The sequence below is a fragment of the Streptomyces sp. NPDC020742 genome, assembly GCF_040641675.1.
Taxonomy (GTDB): domain Bacteria; phylum Actinomycetota; class Actinomycetes; order Streptomycetales; family Streptomycetaceae; genus Streptomyces.
The window spans coordinates 203,160-222,475 of sequence record NZ_JBFAEA010000008.1 but is presented as its reverse complement, the minus strand read 5'-3'; the positions used below and the strand labels follow the sequence as shown (position 1 = coordinate 222,475).

At 68.7% G+C, this 19,316-nt stretch carries 18 protein-coding genes; 10 read left to right on the top strand and 8 right to left on the bottom strand.

Features of this window, described 5'->3' with window-relative positions; translation table 11 throughout:
* Window positions 1-68 precede the first annotated feature (68 nt).
* Entirely contained in the window at window positions 69-794 is a 726-nt protein-coding gene (locus AB0G84_RS17270) for a dienelactone hydrolase family protein (protein ID WP_361320925.1), read from the top strand.
* Between the two features lie 299 nt (window positions 795-1,093).
* Here AB0G84_RS17270 and AB0G84_RS17265 read toward each other — a convergent pair whose 3' ends face one another.
* On the bottom strand, window positions 1,094-1,678 hold the full coding sequence (locus tag AB0G84_RS17265) for a helix-turn-helix domain-containing protein (RefSeq protein ID WP_361320923.1): 585 nt from the start codon (window positions 1,676-1,678) through the stop codon (window positions 1,094-1,096).
* 71 nt (window positions 1,679-1,749) lie between these two features.
* Here AB0G84_RS17265 and AB0G84_RS17260 point away from each other — a divergent pair, with 71 nt between their 5' ends.
* From AB0G84_RS17260 to AB0G84_RS17250, 3 genes are all read left to right on the top strand, one after another.
* On the top strand, window positions 1,750-2,643 hold the full coding sequence (locus AB0G84_RS17260; protein WP_361320921.1) for an NADP-dependent oxidoreductase: 894 nt from the start codon (window positions 1,750-1,752) through the stop codon (window positions 2,641-2,643).
* A 97-nt stretch (window positions 2,644-2,740) separates the two neighbouring features.
* The gene (locus tag AB0G84_RS17255) at window positions 2,741-3,865 is read left to right on the top strand and encodes an NAD(P)/FAD-dependent oxidoreductase (protein WP_361320919.1); all 1,125 of its coding nucleotides are present in this window, start codon (window positions 2,741-2,743) and stop codon (window positions 3,863-3,865) included.
* A gap of 69 nt (window positions 3,866-3,934) precedes the next feature.
* Window positions 3,935-4,861, top strand: a complete 927-nt coding sequence (locus AB0G84_RS17250) for an NADP-dependent oxidoreductase (protein WP_361320917.1) — start codon at window positions 3,935-3,937, stop codon at window positions 4,859-4,861.
* 83 nt (window positions 4,862-4,944) lie between these two features.
* On the opposite strand, the gene dnaB is transcribed toward AB0G84_RS17250, so the two are convergent.
* Window positions 4,945-6,411 carry a replicative DNA helicase gene (gene dnaB, locus AB0G84_RS17245; RefSeq protein ID WP_361321068.1) on the bottom strand — a complete coding sequence of 489 codons (1,467 nt, stop codon included), beginning with the start codon at window positions 6,409-6,411 and terminating at the stop codon, window positions 4,945-4,947.
* A gap of 476 nt (window positions 6,412-6,887) precedes the next feature.
* Between dnaB and AB0G84_RS17240 the strand changes: the two genes are divergently transcribed.
* Together AB0G84_RS17240 and AB0G84_RS17235 are read left to right on the top strand one after the other, a co-directional pair.
* Window positions 6,888-8,225 (top strand): MATE family efflux transporter, encoded by a 1,338-nt coding sequence (locus AB0G84_RS17240; protein WP_361320915.1) that lies wholly within the window; start codon window positions 6,888-6,890, stop codon window positions 8,223-8,225.
* A gap of 41 nt (window positions 8,226-8,266) precedes the next feature.
* Entirely contained in the window at window positions 8,267-9,142 is an 876-nt protein-coding gene (locus AB0G84_RS17235; RefSeq protein ID WP_361320913.1) for a trypsin-like serine protease, read from the top strand.
* Between the two features lie 80 nt (window positions 9,143-9,222).
* On the opposite strand, the gene rplI is transcribed toward AB0G84_RS17235, so the two are convergent.
* The 4 genes from rplI to rpsF all read right to left on the bottom strand — a co-directional run bounded on the left by rplI (window position 9,223) and on the right by rpsF (window position 10,998).
* A complete protein-coding gene (rplI, locus tag AB0G84_RS17230; RefSeq protein WP_361320911.1) occupies window positions 9,223-9,669 on the bottom strand; it encodes a 50S ribosomal protein L9 in 447 nt (148 codons plus the stop codon).
* A gap of 18 nt (window positions 9,670-9,687) precedes the next feature.
* Window positions 9,688-9,924, bottom strand: a complete 237-nt coding sequence (gene rpsR, locus AB0G84_RS17225; RefSeq protein ID WP_003978893.1) for a 30S ribosomal protein S18 — start codon at window positions 9,922-9,924, stop codon at window positions 9,688-9,690.
* A 115-nt stretch (window positions 9,925-10,039) separates the two neighbouring features.
* Window positions 10,040-10,624, bottom strand: coding sequence for a single-stranded DNA-binding protein (locus AB0G84_RS17220; RefSeq protein WP_361320909.1), 585 nt, complete (start codon window positions 10,622-10,624; stop codon window positions 10,040-10,042).
* A gap of 83 nt (window positions 10,625-10,707) precedes the next feature.
* Window positions 10,708-10,998: a 30S ribosomal protein S6 gene (rpsF, locus tag AB0G84_RS17215; RefSeq protein ID WP_006604399.1), complete on the bottom strand. Its 291-nt coding sequence runs from the start codon at window positions 10,996-10,998 to the stop codon at window positions 10,708-10,710.
* A gap of 229 nt (window positions 10,999-11,227) precedes the next feature.
* On the opposite strand from rpsF, the gene AB0G84_RS17210 reads away from it, so the two are divergent.
* From AB0G84_RS17210 to AB0G84_RS17200, 3 genes are all read left to right on the top strand, one after another.
* Window positions 11,228-11,530: a hypothetical protein gene (locus AB0G84_RS17210; RefSeq protein WP_361320907.1), complete on the top strand. Its 303-nt coding sequence runs from the start codon at window positions 11,228-11,230 to the stop codon at window positions 11,528-11,530.
* Between the two features lie 137 nt (window positions 11,531-11,667).
* On the top strand, window positions 11,668-12,786 hold the full coding sequence (locus AB0G84_RS17205) for a peptidoglycan bridge formation glycyltransferase FemA/FemB family protein (RefSeq protein ID WP_361320905.1): 1,119 nt from the start codon (window positions 11,668-11,670) through the stop codon (window positions 12,784-12,786).
* Between the two features lie 73 nt (window positions 12,787-12,859).
* Window positions 12,860-13,891, top strand: a complete 1,032-nt coding sequence (locus AB0G84_RS17200; protein WP_361320903.1) for an alanine racemase — start codon at window positions 12,860-12,862, stop codon at window positions 13,889-13,891.
* Between the two features lie 95 nt (window positions 13,892-13,986).
* On the opposite strand, the gene AB0G84_RS17195 is transcribed toward AB0G84_RS17200, so the two are convergent.
* Both AB0G84_RS17195 and AB0G84_RS17190 read right to left on the bottom strand, forming a co-directional pair.
* Window positions 13,987-15,468, bottom strand: a complete 1,482-nt coding sequence (locus tag AB0G84_RS17195; RefSeq protein WP_361320901.1) for a glycosyltransferase 87 family protein — start codon at window positions 15,466-15,468, stop codon at window positions 13,987-13,989.
* A 130-nt stretch (window positions 15,469-15,598) separates the two neighbouring features.
* Window positions 15,599-18,031, bottom strand: coding sequence for a transglycosylase domain-containing protein (locus AB0G84_RS17190; RefSeq protein WP_361321066.1), 2,433 nt, complete (start codon window positions 18,029-18,031; stop codon window positions 15,599-15,601).
* A gap of 586 nt (window positions 18,032-18,617) precedes the next feature.
* Here AB0G84_RS17190 and AB0G84_RS17185 point away from each other — a divergent pair.
* On the top strand, window positions 18,618-19,298 hold the full coding sequence (locus AB0G84_RS17185) for a PadR family transcriptional regulator (RefSeq protein ID WP_361320899.1): 681 nt from the start codon (window positions 18,618-18,620) through the stop codon (window positions 19,296-19,298).
* Window positions 19,299-19,316: the final 18 nt, after the last annotated feature.

Genomic DNA, 19,316 nt, shown 5'->3' with positions numbered 1-19,316 from the left:
ACCCCCGCTGTTCTGCCGACGGTGAAGACCGGCCCGACCGGGCTCGACGATCACTACAGTCCAGTCGCATGACAACAATCACCACACGCACGGTCGAATACCCGGCCGACGGCTTAACGATGATCGGGCACCTCGCGCTCCCCGCCGGTGTCGACCGCCGGCCCGCGGTCCTGATCGGGCCCGAGGGGCTGGGGCTCAGCGACGTCGAGCGCCGCCGAGCCGATGCCCTGGCCGAGCTGGGATACGTGGCGCTGGCCTTCGACCTCCACGGCGGGCGCTATCTGGGCGACCCCGAGGAGATGCTGGCCCGTTGCATGCCGCTGCTCGCCGACCCCGACCGGATGCGGGGCATCGGCCATGCGGCACTCGACGTGTTGCGTGCCGAACCGCGGGCCGACCAAGACCGGATTGCCGCTGTCGGCTACGGCACCGGGGGCGCAATTGCGCTGGAACTCGGGCGCGACGGCGTCAACCTGCGGGCAATCGGGACGGTCAACGCACTGACCACCGGCCGACCGGGCGAGGCGGCGCACATCCGTTGCCCCGTGTGGGCCGGGGTCGGATCGGAGGACCCGATCATGCCCGCTGAGCAACGGGACGCCTTCGCCGCCGAGATGCAGGCCGCGGGCGTCGACTGGCGCCTCATGGTCTACGGCGGAGCCCTGCACGCCTTCCACCACCCACCCGTCGACCACACCACGCGCCCCGGCGTCGGCTACCACCCGCAGCACGCGCAGCGGGCCTGGCGCGACATCGTCGACCTGCTCGCCGAGTGCCTGCCCGTAACGGAGTGAGCCAGAGCGTCAGGACTGCCGTCGTCCTGACACGACACCGGAGAACATGACACGGAGCCTGAGACTCCACAGCGGATGTAGGGTCTCGCGGCTGGTGTCGGAGATCGCCCTCGTGGCCTGCAGGTTCTTCCGCAGTATCGCGTCGTGTCAGACGTCGGAGTCTCAAACTCGCGTCGTTTGCTCGACCGTCCGTCCTGATCGGATCGGATGTCATTCCGGGACGAGTTGGCTCGTGCGGAACCAGAGTTCGTGCTGGGGCCCGGTCCGGCTCTGGATTCACTGCTCGCCAGCAGCCTCACCTAGCTGGAAGGTCGGGTGACTTCCCAGGCCGCCTCGATCATCTGGAAGATCTCGTCCAGCGCGGCGTCCGGGTCGGCCGCCTCACGGGCCAGCGCAAAGGCGTCGATCACGAACCTCGCGATCGTCCGGCAGGCCGTTGCGCTCTGGGACAGGTCGGGATCGGCGACGAGGGCCGTGGCCAGCGACTCCGCGTGGCGCAGCCGCATCGATTCCTCGTACTCCCGCAGGGCACGTGACGCGTCGATCATGCGGTAGATCGGGGCGGCGCCGTCCCCCGTGCAGTGCCGGACCACGGCCTGGATCTCGCGGCGCAGCGCGGGGATGAGTGGCTCGTGCGGCCCCCGGTCGGTGACCGCCTGCGTGAGGCGCTGCTCGAAGTTCTCGTCCTGCTCGAACACCAGGGCCTCTTTCGAGGCGAAGTGGGAGAAGAGCGTGGTGACGGCCACGTCGGCCTCGGCGGCCACGTCACGGATGCCCACCGCGTCGTACCCGCGCTCCAGGAAGAGCCGCAGGGCGGTGTCGGCGATCTTCTGGCGGGTCGCGGCCTTCTTGCGTTCACGGCGTCCGGTCGTCGGCACGGTCATGGCGGTGACACTACCAAATCCAAAGGAATATCCGTTCCTAAACCATAACCGTTAGTGTTACGGTCGGCCGCATGAAGAGAGTGAGCTTCGCCGCGTTCGGCGGTCCCGACGTTCTCCACCTCGAAGACGCCGAGGAGCCCCACGCGGGCCCCGGCCAGATACGCGTCGCCGTGCGGGCGGCGGGCGTGAACCCGGTCGACTGGCGGATCCGTGAAGGCCAGTTCCAGGAGGTCCGCCCGGTCGAGTTACCTGCCGGAGTCGGGCAGGACGCCGCCGGGGTGGTGGACCAGGTCGGCGAGCACGTCGAAGGGGTCGAGGTCGGTGACCGCGTGTTCGGGCGGGGCTCGAGTACGTATGCCGAGTTCGCCGTCCTCGCGGCCTGGGCCCGTATGCCCGAGAGCCTGACCTTCGAAGAGGCGGCCGGGTACCCCTCCGTCGTGGAGACCGCGCTGCGCATCATCGGTCAGGCCGGTGTGCGGTCCGGGCAGACGCTGCTGGTCAGCGGCGCGTCCGGGGGAGTTGGATCGGCGGTGCTCCAGATCGGCCGCGAGCGCGGCATCACGGTGATCGGCACGGCCGGAGCCGCGAACCAGGAGTACCTGCGGAGCCTGGGCGCCCTCGCCACGACGTACGGCGAGGGCTGGGTCGAGCGGGTGCGGCGGCTCGGACAGGTCGACGCGGCGCTCGATCTGGCCGGGTCGGGCGTGATCCGCGAGCTCGTCGAGCTGACCGGGGATCCGCGGAGGGTGGTCTCCATCGCCGACCTGGGTGCGCCGGAGCACGGTGCCCGGTACTCCGGCGTGACCGGGAACGTGCCGGAAGCCCTCGCCGAGGCCGTCCGCCTCATCACGCGGGGAAAGCTCCACATCCCGGTCGAGAAGTCGTACCCGCTCGCCGAGGCCCCGGCGGCACACATCGACAGCCGGGCCGGTCACACGCGCGGACGCCGGGTCATCGTCGTCTGAGCCGTTCCCTGCCCGGTCGCACGGCCCGGCGAGCTGCCTTCCTTCCAGCGATCCTGCCGGGGCCCACCCGGCAGGTGTGCGACACGCAAGGAGCCCCATGCACACTCCTGTCACGATCATCGGCGCCGGACTCGGCGGCCTCGTCCTGGCCCGCGTCCTGCATCTCCACGGCATCCCGGTCACGGTCTACGAGGCGGAGTCCTCCCCGACGGCGCGTTCGCAGGGCGGGATGCTCGACATCCACGACTACAACGGCCAACTCGCCCTCCAAGCAGCCGGACTGATGGACGAGTTCCGCGGCCTCATCCTGGAGGGCCGCCAAGCGATACGGCTCCTGGACCGCAATGGAACCGTCCTGTTCGACAAGGCCGACGACGGCACGGGTGAAAGCCCCGAGGTACAGCGCGGCGAGCTGCGACAGATCCTGCTGGACGCACTCCCCGACGGCACCGTCCGATGGGGCCACAAGGCCACTGGCGTCCGCGCCCTCACCGAGGGCCGTCACGAGGTGACCTTCGCAGGCGGCGCCGCCGTCGTCACGAACCTGCTGGTCGGCGCGGACGGCGCATGGTCACGGGTCCGACCGCTGCTCTCCGACGCCACACCCGAATACGTCGGCCGGTCCTTCGTCGAGACCTACCTGCACGACGCCGACACGCGGCACCCGGCCGCCGCCAGAGCGGTCGGCGGCGGGACACTCGTCGCGCTCGACCCGGACGGGAACGGGAAGTGGCTCGTGGCTCACCGGGAGAAGAGCGGGGTCCTCCGCACCTACATCACACTGGCCAAGCCGCAGGACTGGTTCGCCACCATCGATTTCACCGATGCCACCGCAGCCGCCGAGCGGATCGCGGAGGAGTACGACGGCTGGGCACCGGAACTCACCGCCCTGATCACCGCCGGCCAGACCGCGCCGGTCCTGCGCCCCCTCCACGCCCTGCCGGTCGGGCACCGCTGGGACCGGGTGCCGGGAGTGACCCTGCTCGGCGACGCCGCCCACCTCTCAACCCCCAACGGTGAAGGCGCCAACCTGGCCATGCAGGACGGTGCCGAACTCGGAAAGGCCCTCGCCGCACACCCCGACGCCATCGAGACCGCCCTCACCTCATACGAACAAGCGCTGTTTCCCCGCAGCGCCGCGGCCGCCGCCGAGGTCGCCCACAACCCCACGCCCCAGGACGTGATCGATTTCTTCACCGACCGGGACCAAGCGGGAATCTGACGGTCCCGCAGAGGTGAGCGACTGCGAGCTCTCCTGCTGAACGACCTGCTACGCGTACGGAGGTTGTCCGTGTTTGCTATGCAATACCACCGCTACGGCGGTTCCGAAGTCCTCTGCATGGAGGAGGTCGAAGAGCCGCACGCCGGGCCCGGTCAGGTCCGCATCGCGGTGCGTGCCACCGGCGTCACCCCGGTTGACTGGTACCTGCGTTCAGGGATGCTGCAGGACATCGCCACCCTGGACTTCCCCCACATCCCCGGCATGGATGCCGCCGGAATGGTCGACGAGGTGGGAGAAGGGGTGACCGGCACCGCCGTGGGAGACGAGGTCTTCGGCCTCGTCCCCTTCGTGGATCAGGGAGGCGCCGCGGCCCAGTACGCCGTCCTTGAGGCATGGGCACCGAAGCCTCAGTCGTGGTCTTTCGAGGAAGCGGGTGGCGCCGCGGGCAACATCGACACAGCCATGCGTGTACTGGAGGCCCTGGAAGCCGCCGAGGGCATGACCTTGCTGATCGATGGTGCCGCCGGAGGCGTCGGCACCATCACCGCGCAACTCGCCCAGGCTCGGGGCCTCGACGTGATCGGCACCGCGAGCGAAGGCAACCACGGCTTCCTCGACCAGCTCGGCGTCGTTCCGGTCACCTACGGGGCGGGCCTGGCCGATCGCCTTGCCCCACTGGCTCCGCACGGGGTCGACGTGGTTCTGGACGCGGCCGGTAAGGGCTCTCTTGGCGAACTGGTGGCCATCGCCGGCGACCCGCACCGCGTGGTGACCATCGCAGACTTCGACGCCGACCGACACGGAGTGCGGTACTCCCGCTCCCGAGCAGGAGAGTCGCCGGGCTGGGCAGGACTGCCACTGGCGGCCGATCTCGCCGACCGCGGACGCCTCACCGTCCCGCTGCACGCCGTGTTCCCGTTGAAGGAGACCGCCACAGCTCACGACGCCAGCGCCACCGGCCACGCGCGCGGCAAGATCGTCATCACCGTGCCCTGACAGCCGCGGGCCTGGTCGCACTGGCCGCGTACCGCCTGGCGACCGGGTATGTCCCGTCTTTTGAGGCCCTACAGCGGAACGGCTCAGGTCTGCGCCATGTCCACGAACCGCGAGTAGTGGCCCTGGAACGCCACCGTGATCGTCGCCGTCGGGCCGTTACGGTGCTTGGCCACGATGAGGTCGGCCTCACCGGCGCGCGGGGACTCCTTCTCGTAGGCGTCCTCGCGGTGCAGCAGGATGACCATGTCGGCGTCCTGCTCGATGGACCCGGATTCACGGAGGTCGGAGACCATCGGCTTCTTGTCCGTACGCTGCTCCGGGCCACGGTTCAGCTGGGACAGCGCGATGACGGGGAGCTCCAGCTCCTTGGCCAGCAGCTTGAGGTTACGGGACATGTCCGAGACCTCCTGCTGGCGGCTCTCGGCGCGCTTGGAGCCACCGGACTGCATCAGCTGGAGGTAGTCGATGACCACCAGCTTCAGCTCGTTGCGCTGCTTGAGCCGCCGGCACTTGGCGCGGATCTCCATCATCGAGAGGTTGGGCGAGTCGTCGATGTAGAGCGGCGCCGCCGAGACGTCCGGCATCCTGCGGGCCAGCCGCGTCCAGTCCTCGTCCGTCATGCTGCCGGAGCGCATGTGGTGCAGGGCCACCCGCGCCTCGGCGGACAGCAGGCGCATCGCGATCTCGTTGCGGCCCATTTCCAGCGAGAAGATCACGCTGGGCAGGTTGCTCTTGATCGAACAGGCCCGCGCGAAGTCCAGCGCGAGGGTCGACTTACCCATGGCGGGACGGGCCGCGATCACGATCATCTGGCCCGGGTGGAGGCCGTTCGTCAGGGAGTCGAGGTCGGTGAAGCCCGTCGGCACACCCGTCATCTGGCCCTGGCGCGAGCCGATCGCCTCGATCTCGTCGAGCGCGCCTTCCATGATGTCGCCGAGCGGGAGGTAGTCCTCGCTGGTGCGCTGCTCGGTGACGGCGTAGATCTCCGCCTGGGCCTTGTTGACGATCTCGTCGACGTCGCCGTCGGCGGCGTATCCCATCTGCGTGATGCGGGTGCCGGCCTCGACCAGCCGGCGGAGCACGGCACGCTCGTGGACGATCTCGGCGTAGTACTCGGCGTTGGCGGCCGTGGGGACGGACTGGACGAGCGTGTGCAGGTACGAGGCGCCGCCGACCCGGGCGAGTTCACCGCGCTTGGTCAGCTCGGCGGCGATGGTGATCGGGTCGGCCGGCTCGCCCTTGGCGTACAGATCGAGGATCGCCTGGTAGACCAGCTCGTGGGCGGGGCGGTAGAAGTCCTCGCCCTTGAGCACCTCGACGACGTCCGCGATGGCGTCCTTGGACAGCAGCATGCCGCCAAGCACGGACTGCTCGGCATCCAGGTCCTGCGGGGGGACCCGCTCGAAGCCGCCGGCCCAGGACCCTCCGTCGCCGTCGCCGTCGTCGCGCTGCTCACGGTCGCCGCGGCCGCGGCCCTTGCCCTCGCCACGCCGGGAGCGGGCGGCCGGCAGCAGGTCGCTGGGACCGGAGTCCGCCCAGGGGTCTTCCATGGGCTCGGGAATGCTCACCCCGGCACCTCCTCCCGTCCGCGGCGCGGACCTTGCTGTGCTGTTCTTTCTTACGGCACAGCTCTGACAATCGAGTCGCCCGACTCCGGTTACGGCGCGTCGAGTTCGGACGATTTCTCAGGCCGGAACAGGCGGCGGGTGCCGGACCACGGTAGGCCCGTGGGCACCGTCCGCCAATCTGGTTATCCACAGGCCATGTGGATGACTGCCCCTCAGCTGTGGAGAAGTCCCCGGATCCTGTGCACGGCACGGGGGAAACTTCTGTGGACAAGCACACAATTACGCCAACCGCACGCCCGTGACCTGCACCTTTCTCATCCATAGGCTGTGGGGGAGAAAAACTTTCCCCAGCGGTTCAAGATCGCGACAAACCGCACGGAGGAGAGGCCTCCACACAGCACAAAGTAAGGACTGCAGACAGATTGCATCTCTTACCTGTGGAAGATTAGATTGAGTGCATGACACAGGCTCCCGCGACCACGCGGCGCACCGTGCGGCGCCACGACCGCGAGATCATCACCCTCGCCCTGCCCGCCTTCGGCTCCCTGGTCGCGGAACCGCTCTTCGTCATGGTCGACAGCGCCGTCATCGGCCATCTGGGCACCTCCCAGCTCGCCGGTCTCGGCATCGCCGCCGGCCTGATGACCACCGCCGTCTCCGTCTTCGTCTTTCTGGCCTACGCCACCACCGCGGCGGTCGCCCGCAGGGTCGGCGCCGGCGACCTCCCCGCCGCGATCCGGCAGGGCATGGACGGCATCTGGCTCGCCCTGCTGCTCGGCACCGCGGTGATCGCCACCGTGCTCCCCACCGCCCCCTGGCTCGTCGAGGCCTTCGGCGCCTCCGCGACCGCCGCCCCGTACGCCACCACCTACCTGCGGATCAGTGCACTCGGCATCCCCGCGATGCTCGTGGTGCTGGCCGCCACGGGTGTGCTCCGCGGCCTCCAGGACACCCGGACCCCGCTCTACGTCGCCATCGGCGGCTTCTCCGCCAACGCCGCGCTCAATGTGGGCTTGGTCTACGGCGCCGGCCTCGGCATCGCCGGCTCGGCCTGGGGCACGGTCATCGCCCAGTGCGCCATGGCCGCGGTCTACCTGACCGTGGTGATCCGCGGCGCCCGGCGCCACGGCGCCTCGCTGCGGCCCGACGCCGCGGGGATCCGCGCCTCTGCCCAGGCCGGCGTTCCGCTGCTGATCCGTACGCTCTCGCTGCGCGCTGTGCTGCTGGTCGCCACCGCCGTCGCCGCCCGGCTCGGCGATGCCGAGGTCGCCGCCCACCAGATCGTGCTCACGCTGTGGTCCCTGCTGGCCTTCGCGCTGGACGCGATCGCCATCGCGGGGCAGGCCATCATAGGCCGCTACCTCGGTGCGGGGGACAGCGACGGCGCCCGGGCCGCCTGCCGCCGGATGGTCCAGTGGGGGATCGCCTCGGGCCTGGTCCTCGGTGTGCTGGTCGCGCTCGCCCGGCCGCTGTTCATCCCGCTGTTCACCTCCGACCCCGCCGTACAGGACCCGCTGCTGGCCACACTGCTGGTCGTGGCCGTGACCCAGCCGGTGTCCGGCATCGTCTTCATCCTCGACGGCGTCCTGATGGGCGCGGGCGACGGGCCCTATCTGGCCTGGGCGATGGTGGTGACGCTGGCGCTGTTCGTCCCGGCCGCGCTGGCCGTGCCCGCCCTCGGCGGCGGACTGGTCGCCCTGTGGTCGGCGATGACCCTGATGATGACCGTCCGGATGCTGACCCTTTGGCTGCGCGCTCGGTCCGGACGGTGGATTGTGACCGGGGCCTCGCGCTGAAGTCCCTGTCCTCATACAGATGGCATGCTGATAATGACCCTGTGCGCTCGCTTGCCAGGAAGTCCCTGCTGCCTCTGACGTTCGTCGTCATCATGGCTGCTGCCGTGGTGGGCTACGCCACGGAGGAGTCCGACGTCACCGTCGGCGCCGGCAGTGCCAGGATCCACAGCGGCTTCGGCAAGTCCGGCGATGCGGGGCAGGACCCGCAGGACCAGGACCCCGCCGCGACCGCCCCGGCCGACGACGGCAGTGCCTACACCCCGCGCAGAACCGAGCAGAACGCCCGGGTCGGTGCGGTCTTCGAGAAGGACGACTCCGGCGACCACTTCTGCACGGCGAGTGTGGTGCAGAGCCCCGGCCGGAACATGCTGATCACGGCGGCGCACTGCGCCTATGACGCCGACGCCGGTGCCACGGTGAACGATCTTGTCTTCGCCCCCGACTACCGCGACGGCGACGAGCCCACCGGCCTGTGGAAGGTCAAGAAGGTGATCGTCGACAAACGCTGGGCCAGTTCACAGGACGAGGATCTCGATGTCGCCTTCCTCATCCTCGACAAGAAGGACGGCAAGCAGATCCAGGACGTCCTGGGCGGCAACACACTGGGCATAGACCGCGGCTTCGACAACGAGGTCAAGATCACCGGGTACCCCACCAGCCGCAATACGCCGATCTCCTGCCAGAACCGCACCACGAAGTACAGCGACACCCAGATGCGCATCCAGTGCACCGATTTCGAGGGCGGTACGAGCGGCAGCCCTTGGCTGGCCGACTACGACCCCAAGAGCCACACCGGCACGGTCATCGGCGTCCTGGGCGGCCATGAGGGCGGCGGCGACGAGGACGATGTCTCCTACGCCGCGTACTTCGACGAAGACGTCGCCAAGCTCTACAAGCACGCGCAGGACGAGGACTGAGACCGGGCCGTCCACGGCCCGCACACGGCGAAGGGCCGCACCCCGATGACGGAGTGCGGCCCTTCGGCGTTGTCCTGCGATCAGGCGGCGATGACCTCGACGCCCAGCTTCGCAATGACCTCGGCGTGCAGACGCACCGAGACCTGGTGCGCGCCCAGGGTCTTGATCGGCGAGCCCAGCTCGACCCGACGCTTGTCGACGTCCGGACCACCGGCAGCCTTGATCGCCGAGGCGACGTCGGCCGGGGTGACGGAGCCGAACAGGCGGCCCGCGTCGCCGGCACGCACGGCCAGCTTCACGTTGACGCCCTCGAGCTGGCCCTTGACCTCGTTGGCCTGCTCGATCGTGGCGATCTCGCGGATCTTGCGACCGCGGCGGATCTGCTCGACGTCCTTCTCGCCACCCTTAGTCCAGCGGATCGCGAAACCACGCGGGACGAGGTAGTTACGGGCGTACCCGTCCTTGACGTCAACGACGTCGCCGGCGGTGCCGAGGCCGGAGACCTCGTGGGTGAGGATGATCTTCATCTGTCGGTCACCCTTCCCTTATCGCGCGGTGGACGTGTAGGGCAGCAGCGCCATCTCACGGCTGTTCTTCACGGCCGTGGCGACGTCACGCTGGTGCTGAGTGCAGTTGCCGGTGACTCGGCGGGCACGGATCTTGCCGCGGTCGGAGATGAACTTCCGCAGCAGGTTCGTGTCCTTGTAGTCGACGTAGGAGATCTTCTCCTTGCAGAACACGCAAACCTTCTTCTTAGGCTTGCGAGCAGGCGGCTTCGCCATTGTCTCTCTCCAATGAATTCAAGAAGTGTGTGCTGACGCCCTCAAGGCCGCCGCCGGAGGCGTTCCACGGCGGCGTTTCACGTGAAACACCGCCGGACCGCACCGGCTGTCGGGCCTAGAAGGGCGGCTCGTCCGAGTAGCCGCCGCCGGAGCCACCGCCCCAGCCACCGCCGCCGCCACCCTGCTGGCCACCGCCGGCAGGACCGCTGGTCGCCCACGGGTCGTCGGCAGGAGCGCCGCCCTGCTGGCCACCGCCGGGGCCACCGCCCCAGCCGCCGCCACCCTGGCCACCGCCCTGACCGCCGCCGAAGCCGCCGCCGCCCTGGCCACCGCGACCGCTGGTCTTGGTGATCTTGGCCGTGGCGTTCTTGAGGCTCGCGCCCACTTCCTCGACGTCGAGCTCGTAGACCGTGCGCTTCACGCCCTCGCGGTCCTCGTACGACCGCTGCTTAAGGCGGCCCTGCACGACGACGCGGGTACCCCGCGTCAGGGACTCGGCGACGTTCTCCGCCGCCTGACGCCACACCGAGCAGGTCAGGAACAGGCTCTCGCCGTCCTTCCACTCATTGGTCTGACGGTCGAAGGTGCGGGGGGTGGACGCGACGCGGAACTTCGCGACCGCCGCACCGGACGGGGTGAAGCGCAGCTCGGGGTCGTCGACAAGATTGCCGACAACCGTGATGACGGTCTCGCCTGCCATTAGGGGAACCTCTCGGCGGGTGTGCTGCTGGCTGCTGGTGTTGCTGCTACTCGGACCCGGTTACCGCTGGACGCGCGAGGCGCTCAGTGGGTCTCGGGACGGAGGACCTTGGTCCGGAGGACCGACTCGTTCAGGTTCATCTGACGGTCGAGCTCCTTGACGACCGCAGGCTCGGCCTGCAGGTCGATGACCGAGTAGATGCCCTCGGGCTTCTTCTTGATCTCGTACGAGAGACGACGACGGCCCCAGGTGTCGACCTTCTCGACCTTTCCGTTGCCCTCACGGACGACGGAGAGGAAGTTCTCGATCAGCGGGGAGACAGCGCGCTCCTCGAGATCGGGGTCGAGGATGACCATCACCTCGTAGTGACGCATGTGGAACCCACCTCCTTTGGACTCAGCGGCCACGGTCGTTCCGTGGCAGGAGGGTCATATGCGTTCCGCGCCGTGGCCGGCCGGTCATCCGGACAGACATGGGCGCAGACCGTACAGAGTACCTGGCTGAAGCCTTCCGGTTGAAATCCGACCGGTCCACCCCTCAATCTGGAACACAACGGGTGTGAGCGGCGTTACAGTGCGCCGCTTCTGTCATCGGAGGTGCCGCATGGCACAGGCAGCCAGGACCCAACGCTCCCTGCTGGCGTTGCTCAACAGCGACGGCAAGGAGCATCCCGTCGAGAACACCTTCGCCCTCGTGACGGTGGTGCTCGGCGCCATCGCCGTCTTCACCACGCTCTCTCCCAGCCTGCACCTGATCAGTTCCTGGGTCGGTCTGATCGGCATCGGAACCGGTCTGTGGGGCCAGTTCATCTCGTCGACGACGGGTGAACGCTTCCTGTTGATCATTGGGCTGGGGGCGTCCGCCTTCGGTTTCTACCTCGGTGTGGCGTTCGGCGGTCTCATCTGAGGCACCTGGCCGTCCCCGGTGCGACATACGGGGCCCAGCCCGTACGGCCCAGACGGGGCGCTCCCCGGTCACAGTAGGCTTCGGCGCGAGAGCCGGAGCCCCGACCATGGGGACACACCAGCCGAGGAGCGCCCCGCATGAGCCTGACCCTGAGGACCATCAGCCGAGAGCAGCATCTGGCATACATCCAGAGCCTGCCCGCGGCGAGCCACATGCAGGTCCCCGCCTGGGCTGACGTCAAGGCCGAATGGCGTTCGGAGAGCCTGGGCTGGTTCACGCCGAGCGGGGAGCTGGTCGGCGCGGGTCTGGTGCTCTACCGCCAGCTGCCCAAGATCAAGCGCTACCTCGCCTACCTCCCCGAGGGTCCGGTGATCAACTGGTACGCGCCGAACCTCGAGGAGTGGCTGCAGCCGATGCTCGGCCACCTCAAGCAGCAGGGTGCCTTCTCCGTGAAGATGGGCCCGCCGGTGATCATCCGCCGCTGGGACGCCGCCGCGATCAAGTCCGGCATCCAGGACCCGGACGTCAAGCGGCTGCGGGACGTCGAGGCGACGCACATCGAGCCGCGCGCCTTCGAGGTGGCCGACCGGCTGCGGCGGATGGGCTGGCAGCAGGGCGAGGACGGCGGCGCCGGCTTCGGCGATGTGCAGCCCCGCTACGTCTTCCAGGTGCCGCTGGCCGACCGCGCGCTGGAGGACGTCCACAAGGGCTTCAACCAGCTGTGGCGCCGCAACATCAAGAAGGCCGAGAAGGCCGGTGTCGAGGTCGTCCAGGGCGGCTACGACGACCTGGCCGAGTGGCAGCGGCTCTACGAGATCACCGCGGAGCGGGACCGCTTCCGCCCGCGGCCGCTCGGCTACTTCCAGCGCATGTGGACGGCCCTCAACAGCGAGGACCCCAACCGCATGCGGCTGTACTTCGCCCGCCACAACGGCGTGAACCTCTCGGCGGCGACGATGCTGGTCGTCGGCGGCCACGTCTGGTACTCCTACGGCGCCTCCGACAACATCGGCCGCGAGGTCCGCCCGTCCAACGCCATGCAGTGGCGGATGCTGCAGGACTCCTACGCGCTCGGCGCCAGCGTCTACGACCTGCGCGGCATCAGCGACTCGCTGGACGAGAACGACCACCTCTTCGGCCTGATCCAGTTCAAGGTCGGCACGGGCGGGCAGGCAGCCGAGTACCTCGGTGAGTGGGACTTCCCGCTCAACAAGCTGCTGCACAAGGCGCTCGACATCTATATGTCGCGTCGCTGACCACGACACCGCTCCACCGCACCGTTCGTACCTCCTGACACACCCCAGCCACGAGAAAGGTTCCGGGCCCGGCATGGCGCTCACCCTCTACGTCGACACCGCGCGCTGGCGGGCGCATCAGCAGAGCGTTCTCCAGCAGTTCCCCGGGCTGGTCCCGGTCTGCAAAGGCAACGGTTACGGCTTCGGGCATGAGCGCCTCGCCGAAGAGGCGACCCGCCTGGGCTCCGACATCCTCGCGGTCGGGACGACCTACGAAGCGGCCCGCATCAAGGACTTCTTCAGCGGCGACCTGCTCGTCCTGACGCCGTTCCGGCACGGCGAGGAGCCGGTGCCGCTGCCCGACCGGGCGATCCGCTCGGTCTCCTCGGTCGAAGGGGTGGGCGGCCTGGTCGGCGCCCGGGTCGTCATCGAGGTCATGAGCAGCATGAAGCGCCATGGCGTCAAGCCCGAGGATCTGCCGAAGCTGGCCGCCTCCATCGAGGACGTACGGCTCGAAGGCTTCGCCATCCACCTGCCGCTGGACCGCGCCGACGGGTCCGACGCGGTCGACGAGGTCATCGGCTGGATGGACCGGCTGCGCAACGCCCGTCTCCCGCTGCACACCATGTTCGTCAGCCACCTCAAGGCCGAGGAACTCGCCCGGCTGCAGCAGCAGTTCCCGCAGACCCGCTTCCGTGCGCGCATCGGCACGCGGCTGTGGCTGGGGGATCATGACGCCACCGAGTACCGCGGTTCGGTGCTCGACGTCACCCGGATCGCCAAGGGCGAGCGGTTCGGCTACCGCCAGCAGAAGGCGGCCTCCGACGGCTATCTGGTCGTGGTGGCCGGCGGCACCTCGCACGGCGTCGGGCTGGAGGCGCCCAAGGCGCTGCACGGCGTGATGCCCCGCGCCAAGGGCGTGGCCCGGGCCGGTCTGGCGACCGTCAACCGCAACCTCGCGCCGTATCTCTGGGCCGGCAAGCAGCGCTGGTTCGCCGAGCCGCCGCATATGCAGGTGTCGATCCTGTTCGTGCCGTCGGACGCGCCCGAGCCGCAGGTCGGCGAGGAGTTGGTGGCCCATCTGCGGCACACCACCACGCAGTACGACCGCATGGTGGACCGCTGAGCCGGTCTGACGGCCGCACACAGCCGTAGAACGGGCCCGGTTGCCGCAGACGTCCTCTGCGGCAACCGGGCCCGTTCTGTACGCCGTGCCGGGGCTCAGTCCCGCAGGGCGCCCCAGCGCACCCGCGGTGCCCCCTCGAAGTGCACCGCGTGCCGGGGCGGGTGGTACGTCCGACCCAGCACGAAGACGTCGGGACGGCGGTCCAGCACACCGCCCGACGGGTCGTCGTCACCGTCCCTGCGGACCACATCGCGCTCGGGCATCAGGATGTCCCGCACAACCACGGCGCACAGGTACAGGGTGCCCAAGAGGTGCAGGACGATGGCGAGTTGGTAGCCCTCGGGAGGAAGGCCCTGGTGCTTGTCGCCGTTGCCGGTGTAGGCGAGGTACATCCAGATGCCCAGGAAGTACATGACCTCGCAGGCCTGCCAGACCAGGAAGTCCCGCCAGCGCGGACGGGCCAGCGCGGCGAGCGGCGTCAGCCACAGCACGTACTGCGGTGAGTAGACCTTGTTGGTGAGGATGAACAGCGCGACCACCAGGAAGGCCAGCTGTGCGAACCGCGGCCGGCGCGGCGCGTAGAGGGTCAGCAGTGCGATGGCGCCGCAGCCAAGGATCATCAGCAGCGTGGCGTAGGTGTTGGCGTTCTCCAGGGGGTTCCCGGTGCGCTGGGAGATCAGCAGCCAGACCGAACCGAAGTCGATCGGCCGCTCCTGGCTGAAGGTGTAGAACTTCGCCCAGCCCTCGCGGATGTGGAACCCCGCCGCATCGTGGGTGATCATCACCGGCAGGTTCACCACCAGCCAGGACGCCACCGCGCCGGCCGCGACCTTCCCGTACGCCCGCCAGGCGCCCGCACGCCAGCACAGCACCAGCAGCGGGCCCAGCAGCAGCACCGGGTACAGCTTGGCCGCGGTCGCCAGCCCGATCAGTACGCCCGCCCCCAGCGGGCGGCTGCGCGACCACATCAGCATCCCGCCGGCGGTCAGGGCGATCGCCAGCAGGTCCCAGTTGATGGTCGCGGTCAGCGCGGCGGCGGGCGCCAGGGCGACCAGGAGGCCGTCCCAGGGCCGCCGCCGGTGGGTTCGGGTGACGCATACCGCGATCACGACGGCGCAGATCATCAGCATCCCGGCGTTGACCAGCCAGTAGACCTGCTCCCGGGACTGGATGTCCCCGCCGTGCGGTGTCATCCAGGAGGCGACCTCCATGAAGACGCCGGTCAGCACCGGATATTCGAGGTACTCCATATCGCCGGGCAGACGGTCGAAGTACGGGATCAGCCCGTCGGCGAAGCCCCGTCCCGCGTAGAGGTGGGGGATGTCGGAGTAGCAGGCATGGGTGTACTGGCTGGTGGCCCCGAAGAACCAGCCGCCGTTGTAGCAGGGCAGCTTCTGCACCATGCCGAGCGCGAACATCCCCAGGGCGACGAGCGCGATCACCCGGACCGGCGTCAGCCAGTGTGTGCCGAGCAGTGCGCGCCGGCCGATCGGCCCTCCGATCAGCTCGCTGCCGGACGCCGCCACCTCATCCCGCTTGGTCGGCCGTACCGGCTCGTCCTCGTGCACGCTCGTCATGGCCCCATCCTGCCGTACGACCCTGGGCGGAACATGGCGAAGCCCCCGCCCGGTCAAGCCGGGCGGGGGCTCTGCGGCGTCGTGTTTCACGTGAAACAGATCAGCGTTTCACGTGAAACGGTCGTCGGCCTCAGCCGGTGGGGCCACCGAAGATGCCGCCACCGCCACTGGCATCGGTCGGATCGGGCGTCGGCGTCGAACCGCCGGGACCACCGCCCGGCCCGCCGTTGCCGCCGCCGTTGCCGTTGCCGCCGCCGTTGCCGGCACCACCGCTGTTCCGGCAGTTGATGTCCCACGGGGAGCAGGTGTCGGTCGGGCCCGGACTCGGCGAGTTCGACGGGGAAGCAGACTTGCTGGGCTTCTCCGACGGGGTGGCCGACGGGGTGTCCGACGGAGTGGGCGTGGGCGTCGGCGTGGGCATACCCGCCTCGTCGGCCTTCTGCCCGATGGGCGTGGCGAGCGGGAAACTCTGCGGCGTGACACCGTTCATCGCCTGCAGCATGTACTCGGTCCACACCTCGGTGGGCAGCGCACCACCGTGGATCGAGTCGAAGCCACCCACGCCGTTCATGGACAGCTGCCGCGGGTTCTGCGCGTCCTCACGGAACATCGTGATGGCCGTAGAGAGCTGCTTGGTGTAGCCCACGAACCAAGCCGACTTGTTCTCGTCGGTGGTACCGGTCTTGCCCGCCGCCGGCATGCCCAGCCGGTTGGCTTCACTCGCGGTGCCGTTCTTGATGACGTTCTGCAGGACGTTGGTGACGTTGTTGGCGATGTTGGGGGACATCGCCGTCTCCTGCTTGGGCCGGTCGAAGCCCGGCAGGTCCACGCCCTGGGAGGTCACCTTGGTCACCGAGTACGGCTCCACCTTCGTCCCCGAGCTGGCGAACGTCGCATAGGCGTCGGCCATCCGGATCGCGCTGGGCGTGGAGGTACCCAGGGCGAAGGACGGGTTGAGGTTCTTGTCGAAGCTGGCCGGCGAGATGCCGGCCCGCTGGGCCATGTCCTTGACCTTGTCCATCCCGACATCCATGCCGAGCTGGACGAACGGCGTGTTGACGGACTGCTCCATCGCCTTCCGCAACGAGATGTAGCCCCAGGGGTGGTTACTCTCGTTCTCCTGATAGAAGGGGGAATTGTCCCGCTTCATCACGTAGGAGCCGTCGGCCTTCTTCACCTTGAGGTGGTCATCGCCGTTGTACAGGCTGTCCGGTGAGAGCCCGGAGGGCCTGCTCTGAGGCGTGCCGGACTCCATCGCCGCCGCAAGCACGAACGGCTTCCAGGTGGAGCCGACCGGGACACCGAAGGTGTCGGCGTTGTTGGTGAAGTGGCCCTTGTCGTAGCCCTCGCCGCCGTACAGGGCGACGATCTTGCCATTGCCTGGCACCACGGAGGCGCCACCGAACTGGACGTACTTGTCCTTGGCGCGCTTCTCGGGGTTGATGTAGCGCTTGTCGACCTTCTTGACCGCGGTGGTGAGCTGCGCGGTCTTCTTCTCGTCGAAGGTCGTGCGGATCGTGTAGCCGCCCTTGTCGAACAGGGCCTCGGTGATGTTCGCGTGCTTGAGCACGTACTTCTTCGCCACGTCCATCAGGTAGCCGATCTGGCCGCTCTTGCTGGCCACCGGCTTCGGCTGCTTGGGCATGGGGAACTTCGTGTACTTGGCCCGGTCCGTCTTGGTCATCAGGCCGTTGGCGACCTCGCGGTCCAGGATCCACCCCCACCGCGCCTTGGCACGCTTGGTGTTCTCGGCCTTCGTGGCGCCGGGGCCGGTTCCGCCCGCGGGGTCGTAGAGATTGGCACCCTTGAGCACGCTCGCGAGGAAGGCGCCCTCGTCCGGCGTCAGCTTGGCCGCGTCCTTGCCGTAGTACGCCTGTGCCGCCGCCTGGATGCCGTAGGCACCACGGCCGTAGTAGCTGGTGTTGAGGTAGCCCTGGAGGATCTCGTTCTTGGTCTTGGACCAGCCGACCTTGATCGCGATGAACAGTTCCTTGAACTTGCGGTCAATGGTCTGTTCCTGGCTCAGCATGGCGTTCTTCACGTACTGCTGCGTGATGGTCGAGCCACCCTGCGTCTCGCCACCCCTGGCCATGTTCACCACGGCACGGGCGATACCCATCGGGTCCACACCGGAGTCCGAGCGGAAGGACGCGTTCTCCGCGGAGATCGCTGCATTCTGCATGGACTTCGGAATCTCGTCTATGTTGACGTTCTGCCGGTTCGTCTCACCGTCGCGGGCCATGACCTTGCCGTTGGCCCAGAGGTAGACGTTGTTCTGCGATTTGGCGGCCTTGTTCTCGTCCGGCACCTGCACCACGGCGAGTGCCACGCCGGCCGCGCCCACCATGAGGCCCAGGAAGCTGATGCACAGAGTGGTGACCTGCTTCCAGGACGGCACAAAGCGCCGCCAGCCGACCCGGTTGGCACGGGGGTAATCGATCAGACGCCGCTTGGCGGGCTGCCCGTTGCCCCGGCCGCGGCCCCGGCCTCCTTCGAAGCCGCCACCGCCACCACCGCCCCGACGGCCTCCGCCGCCGCGGCCGCCGGCGCCGCCTGAGCCCATCTCCACGGAATCGGCCGCACGCCGGCGTCCGCCGCCGCGCTGGGCTGCTCTACGGGCCTCTGCCCGCCCTCCCGGCCGCGCATCGCGGCCGGACGGTTCGACAGTGGGGCCGTCGGAGCCACGCGGGGGCGCGACACGACGCCCCGGTGGCTGCTGCGCGGCGCGTCGGGCCGCGGCACGTCCGCCACTCTGCGGTTGTGGCGGTTTGCGACGGTGCTCGCTCATGGAACGAATACTCCTCGGGCAGGCGCGCTATCTAGTCGCCTGAAGGCGGCAGTTGTCTTCAGGTCCCCCCGATGCGCGGCCCGCCCCTGTGGCGCGGGCCGCAATACACCGAGGACGGGGACGCCAGATATCGGCCCACGGTTCCCGGCAGTCTGCATGCCGCACAGACTACGCACGGCCAAAACCTCCCCAGTGTTGAAATTCACTCCAAATCAGTCAGGTTGGCTCGTATGAATCGGTGATGTGACGCCGTTCACCGTCCCTCCTCTTGTTCCGCCCAGGTGGCCGCTCTATCGTCTGGATGTATCGAGTCGATACATCAGCACGACATAAAGAACGCACCGGGTCAGGGAGGCGGAGGGTGAGCAGACGTTCCGGCATCCTCGAGTTCGCCGTCCTCGGCCTGCTCCGCGAGTCCCCGATGCACGGCTATGAGCTGCGCAAACGGCTCAACACCTCGCTCGGGGTCTTCCGTGCGTTCAGCTACGGCACCCTCTACCCCTGCCTCAAGGCGCTGGTCGCCAACGGCTGGCTCATCGAGGAGACGGACGGCGCCCAGGAGGGCGTTCCCGCCGCAGCGCTGACCGGGCGCCGAGCCAAGATCGTCTACCGATTGACCGCTGAGGGCAAAAAGCACTTCGAAGAGTTGCTCGCGCACTCCGGACCGGACGCCTGGGAGGACGAGCACTTCGGCGTCCGCTTCGCGTTTTTCGGCCAGACGTCCCGGGACGTACGGATGCGCGTACTGGAGGGCCGCCGCAGCCGGCTGGAGGAACGCCTCGAGAAGATGCGCACCTCCCTGGCCAGGTCCCGCGAGCGGCTGGACGACTACACCCTCGAACTGCAACGCCACGGCCTGGAATCCGTGGAGCGCGAAGTCCGTTGGTTGAACGGGCTCATCGAGAGTGAGCGCGCCGGACGGGATCAGCGTGCGCCTGGTCCCGCAGAGCAGGACAAGCAGAACCAGTCAGCAGATACGGGCGGCCTGCCCCGGCACCGGGGTGGTTCCCGGCCGGATCCGTCCGATGACACCACCACATGAGGCCCTGCCCCGCAGGTC

Excerpts from the sequence above, each read along its gene's own strand:
- AB0G84_RS17270 (WP_361320925.1), top strand. The coding sequence starts at position 69 with ATGACAACAATCACCACACGCACGGTCGAATACCCGGCCGACGGCTTA.
- AB0G84_RS17265 (WP_361320923.1), bottom strand. The coding sequence starts at position 1,678 with ATGACCGTGCCGACGACCGGACGCCGTGAACGCAAGAAGGCCGCGACC.
- AB0G84_RS17260 (WP_361320921.1), top strand. The coding sequence starts at position 1,750 with ATGAAGAGAGTGAGCTTCGCCGCGTTCGGCGGTCCCGACGTTCTCCAC.
- AB0G84_RS17255 (WP_361320919.1), top strand. The coding sequence starts at position 2,741 with ATGCACACTCCTGTCACGATCATCGGCGCCGGACTCGGCGGCCTCGTC.
- dnaB (WP_361321068.1), bottom strand. The coding sequence starts at position 6,411 with ATGGAAGACCCCTGGGCGGACTCCGGTCCCAGCGACCTGCTGCCGGCC.
- AB0G84_RS17240 (WP_361320915.1), top strand. The coding sequence starts at position 6,888 with ATGACACAGGCTCCCGCGACCACGCGGCGCACCGTGCGGCGCCACGAC.
- rplI (WP_361320911.1), bottom strand. The coding sequence starts at position 9,669 with ATGAAGATCATCCTCACCCACGAGGTCTCCGGCCTCGGCACCGCCGGC.
- rpsR (WP_003978893.1), bottom strand. The coding sequence starts at position 9,924 with ATGGCGAAGCCGCCTGCTCGCAAGCCTAAGAAGAAGGTTTGCGTGTTC.
- AB0G84_RS17220 (WP_361320909.1), bottom strand. The coding sequence starts at position 10,624 with ATGGCAGGCGAGACCGTCATCACGGTTGTCGGCAATCTTGTCGACGAC.
- rpsF (WP_006604399.1), bottom strand. The coding sequence starts at position 10,998 with ATGCGTCACTACGAGGTGATGGTCATCCTCGACCCCGATCTCGAGGAG.
- AB0G84_RS17210 (WP_361320907.1), top strand. The coding sequence starts at position 11,228 with ATGGCACAGGCAGCCAGGACCCAACGCTCCCTGCTGGCGTTGCTCAAC.
- AB0G84_RS17205 (WP_361320905.1), top strand. The coding sequence starts at position 11,668 with ATGAGCCTGACCCTGAGGACCATCAGCCGAGAGCAGCATCTGGCATAC.
- AB0G84_RS17200 (WP_361320903.1), top strand. The coding sequence starts at position 12,860 with ATGGCGCTCACCCTCTACGTCGACACCGCGCGCTGGCGGGCGCATCAG.
- AB0G84_RS17195 (WP_361320901.1), bottom strand. The coding sequence starts at position 15,468 with ATGACGAGCGTGCACGAGGACGAGCCGGTACGGCCGACCAAGCGGGAT.
- AB0G84_RS17190 (WP_361321066.1), bottom strand. The coding sequence starts at position 18,031 with ATGGGCTCAGGCGGCGCCGGCGGCCGCGGCGGCGGAGGCCGTCGGGGC.